This is a genomic window from Microbacterium bandirmense, from assembly GCF_037204185.1.
GTDB lineage: Bacteria > Actinomycetota > Actinomycetes > Actinomycetales > Microbacteriaceae > Microbacterium > Microbacterium bandirmense.
In genome coordinates this window covers 1-4,189 of record NZ_JBBDGM010000028.1, presented here as the reverse complement: position 1 = coordinate 4,189, position 4,189 = coordinate 1, and the positions used below count along the sequence as shown (strand labels likewise).

General features: G+C 65.9%; 4 protein-coding genes. 2 read left to right on the top strand and 2 right to left on the bottom strand.

From position 1 onward, the window contains the following. Window positions 1–26: 26 nt before the first annotated feature. Window positions 27–1,214, bottom strand: coding sequence for a RimK family alpha-L-glutamate ligase (locus WDU99_RS17130; RefSeq protein ID WP_337333682.1), 1,188 nt, complete (start codon window positions 1,212–1,214; stop codon window positions 27–29). Window positions 1,215–1,266: 52 nt separating this feature from the next. Here WDU99_RS17130 and WDU99_RS17125 point away from each other — a divergent pair, with 52 nt between their 5' ends. After that, window positions 1,267–1,719 carry an ATP-dependent zinc protease family protein gene (locus WDU99_RS17125; protein ID WP_337333681.1) on the top strand — a complete coding sequence of 151 codons (453 nt, stop codon included), beginning with the start codon at window positions 1,267–1,269 and terminating at the stop codon, window positions 1,717–1,719. 28 nt (window positions 1,720–1,747) lie between these two features. Here WDU99_RS17125 and WDU99_RS17120 read toward each other — a convergent pair whose 3' ends face one another. Next, the gene (locus WDU99_RS17120; protein WP_337333680.1) at window positions 1,748–2,164 is read right to left on the bottom strand and encodes an RDD family protein; all 417 of its coding nucleotides are present in this window, start codon (window positions 2,162–2,164) and stop codon (window positions 1,748–1,750) included. A 118-nt stretch (window positions 2,165–2,282) separates the two neighbouring features. Between WDU99_RS17120 and glnA the strand changes: the two genes are divergently transcribed. Continuing rightward, window positions 2,283–3,707, top strand: coding sequence for a type I glutamate--ammonia ligase (gene glnA / locus WDU99_RS17115; RefSeq protein WP_337333679.1), 1,425 nt, complete (start codon window positions 2,283–2,285; stop codon window positions 3,705–3,707). The last annotated feature ends 482 nt before the right edge of the window (window positions 3,708–4,189 follow it).

Below are 4,189 nucleotides of genomic sequence, written 5' to 3'. Positions count from 1 at the left end.
GCAGCACACGGGGCCTTCTTCGCGTCTCACTCCCCCAGCGGCTCCTTCGGAAGACGACGCACGCGCCTGCGACGACGCTTCTTCTCGGGGATCATCGAGCGCATCTCCTCGAGCTTCCCGAAGCACAGCAGCCTGTCCTCCGCCTCGAGCACGACATGCTTGCGCGGGTTGGGGATCACGCTGACGCCCCGGTGCAGGGTCAGCACCGTGATGTCGCGATCCCACAGGCCGAGCTCGCCGAGTTCCTTGCCGACCTGCCCCGCGCCGGTGTGGATCAGCAGCTCAGCCACCCCGTAGCCCGTCGAGACGCTGAGTCGCTGACGGACGTCGATGTCGGGGAACGCGACCTGGTCGGCGATGTAGTCGATGATGGCGCCCGCGACGTCGAGGTCGGTCGCCGCCTCGATGCCCTGCAGACCCGGTGACGAGTTGACCTCCATGACCAGGGGCCCGTCGTCGCTTTCGAGCATGTCGACGCCGGCGACGCGCAGGCCCATGATCTGCGCCGAACGCACCGCGGTCTGCTCGTACACCGGATCGAGAGTGACCGGCTCGACCCGGCCGCCACGGTGCACGTTGGAGCGGAACTCGTCGCCGTCCGCGACGCGGCGCATCGCCGCGACGACGCGGTCGCCGACCACGAGGGCGCGGATGTCACGCCCACGGCTCTCGGCGATGAACTTCTGGATGAGCACGTTCTGCTTCGTGGAGTGCAGGGTCTCGATGATCGCCTCGGCGACCTTCACCTGCGGTGCGAGGATGACGCCGATCCCCTGCGTTCCCTCGAGCAGCTTGATGACGACGGGCGCACCGCCGACCCGCTCGATGGCCGGGCGCACGTCGGCGCGGTTGCGCACGAAGGCGGTCGGCGGCATGGCGATGTTGTGGCGCGAGAGGATCTGGTTGGCACGCAGCTTGTCCCGTGCGCTGGAGATGCCGTTGGCCGTGTTCGGCGTGTAGACGTCCATCTGCTCGAACTGCCGCACGACGGCCGTGCCGAAGTAGGTGATCGAGTTGCCGATGCGCGGCAGGATCGCGTCATAGTCACTGAGCTGCTTGCCGCGGAAGAACAGGTCGGGCGCATCTGCGGTGAGGTCGATCGCGAAACGCAGCGTGTTGAGCACCTTGACGTCGTGCCCGCGCTGCTGGGCGGCGGCGCGGAGGCGCTGCGTGGAGTACGACTGCGGGGCACGCGAGAGGACGGCGATCTTCACAGATATTTCCTGCCAGGATGTAGGGGTGAATCGGCCCTCTCATTCAAACACGATGACCGGCTGGCGCGAGTGGGTCGGCCTGCCGGATCTCGGCGTCGAGTGGATCAAGGCGAAGATCGACACCGGTGCGCGCACGTCGTCGCTGCACGCCTTCGACGTGGTCGAGTTCGAGCGCGATGGCGAGGCCTGGGTGCGGTTCAGCGTGCATCCGTGGCAGGCGAGCGATGCGGATGCCGTCGTGCACGAGGCTCCGGTGCACGACCGCCGTGCCGTGCGCAGTTCTTCGGGGCATGCGGAGAACCGCGTGGTCGTCGTGCTGCGCGTACGACTGGTGGGCGAGATCGTCGACGCCGAGATGACGCTCACCAATCGCGACGAGATGGGATTCCGGATGCTGATCGGGCGGGAGGCCCTGCGCCGGGGTTACATCGTCGACCCGGCCCGCTCGTTCCTGGGCGGGCGGGCACCACGAGAGGTGCGCCAGCGCAACCGAGGTCGGAGCTGACGTCCGGCCGGCTGCCGGCCCGATCGCGTCAGGAGCGGATGAGCACGGTGCCCGCCAGCTTGTCGTGCAGCCCCCGCTGATCGGCGTCGAAGATCACGGCGGGGATGACGACGACGAGCAGCAGGGTGCGCACGATCGGGCGCCACAGCCCCACCCAGCCGCCGCCCAGACGCACGACGCGCATGCCGAGGATGCGGTGCCCCGGACTGCCGCCGGCGGTGGGGATGAACAGGATCTGCAGCACCGCGAACACCATCATCGGGGCGAACTGCGTCAGCCCTGCCTCGGTGGGCAGGGCGAACTGGTCGTAGCCGAAGAAGCCGACGGCGATGATCGTCGCCGCCAGATAGTCGAGCACGAGAGCGCCGATCCGACGTCCTGGGCGGGCGATGCTGCGGGGCCCGGTCTCGGGCAGTCCAAGGCGTTCACCGGGGTACTCATTCACCCCTCAAGCCTACCGAGCGCCCGTAACATGCCCGAAACACGACGGACACGGTCGGGAAACGCCGTCGGCATAACCTGCGTAAGGTTGCAAGGGACCGATACCCGACGAGGAGTCGCACATGTTCACAGAACCCGCAGAGGTCATCCGCTACATCGAGGAGAACGACGTCAAGTTCCTCGACATCCGATTCACCGACCTCCCGGGAGTGCAGCAGCACTTCAACATTCCGGCCTCCACGGTCGACGAGGACTTCTTCCGTGATGGGCAGCTGTTCGACGGCTCATCGATCCGCGGCTTCGCCAGCATCCACGAGTCCGACATGCAGCTGATCCCCGATGTGACGACGGCGTACATCGACCCGTTCCGCGAGGCGAGCACACTCGTGATGGTGTTCGACATCTACAACCCGCGCACGGGTGAGATCTACACCAAGGACCCGCGTCAGGTCGCGAAGAAGGCCGAGCAGTACCTGGCATCGACGGGCATCGCGGACACCGCGTACTTCGCGCCCGAGGCCGAGTTCTACATCTTCGATGAGGTGCGCTACTCCGTCACCGCCGGTGAGAGCTTCTACAAGGTCGACTCCGAGGAGGCGGCCTGGAACTCCGGTCGTGAGGAGGAGGGCGGCAACCTCGGCAACAAGACCCCGTTCAAGGGCGGCTACTTCCCGGTCGCACCGGTCGACAAGACCGCGGATCTGCGCGATGACATCACCCTGCGCCTGATCGACGCGGGCTTCCACCTGGAGCGCTCGCACCATGAGGTCGGCACCGCCGGCCAGCAGGAGATCAACTACCGCTTCGACACCATGCTGCACGCGGCGGACGACATCCTGAAGTTCAAGTACATCGTCAAGAACACCGCCGAGGAGTGGGGCAAGACGGTCACGTTCATGCCGAAGCCGCTGTTCGGCGACAACGGCTCGGGCATGCACACCCACCAGTCGCTGTGGCTCGACGGAAAGCCGCTGTTCTTCGACGAGGCCGGCTACGGGCAACTCAGCGACACCGCCCGCTGGTACATCGGCGGCCTGCTCAAGCACGCGCACGCCGTGCTCGCCTTCACGAACCCGACCCTGAACAGCTACCACCGCCTGGTGAAGCACTTCGAGGCCCCGGTGAACCTGGCCTACTCCGCCGGCAACCGCTCGGCTGCGGTCCGCATCCCGCTGACGGGTTCGAACCCGAAGGCCAAGCGCATCGAGTTCCGCGTGCCGGACGCGTCCGGCAACCCGTACCTCGCCTTCGCCGCACAGCTGATGGCGGGCCTGGACGGCATCAAGAACCGCATCGAGCCGATGGAGCCGATCGACAAGGACCTGTACGAGCTGCCCCCCGAGGAGGCCGCGAACATCCCGCAGGTGCCGAACTCGCTGCTGGACTCGCTCACCGCACTCCGTGACGACCACGACTTCCTGCTCGAGGGCGGCGTGTTCACCAAGGAGCTCATCGACACCTGGATCGACTACAAGTACAACAACGAGATCCTGCCGATCGCGCAGCGTCCGCACCCGTACGAGTTCGAGCTGTACTTCGGAGTCTGATTTCGCGGGGCTTTGAGAAACCCTCTCCCAGCCTGCGAGCCCAGTAAATCACTGAGCCCCAGACGGCAGTCGCCGTCTGGGGCTCAGTGTATCTCCGGACGTTTACGGACGTCTACGGGGAGTAAACGGACGGGTTTTCGGACGGGACGAATCGCGACGCTGCCGAGCCATCAGGTAGGGACCACTCCCCCGTTTCGGCATCGATCCGCTCCGCCAGGATGTTGGTCTCGATTGCCCTTCCCAGACCCTGACTTGAGGCGTACTCTCGAAGCAGGCGATCAACTCTGCTACTTCATCACTGATGTGATGGCACGACCTGCAGCCCCGCTGGACGGTCTCTTCTACTTCTGTCGCCTCTTGACAGGAGAGGACTGTTCCCATGCTTCGTCTCATCTGGACCCTCAGCGTTTATGTCCGTAGCTTCATGCGCCGGTTCATGCCGACCAACATCGCTCTCGATGCGCTCCGCACGCGCCGCGGCC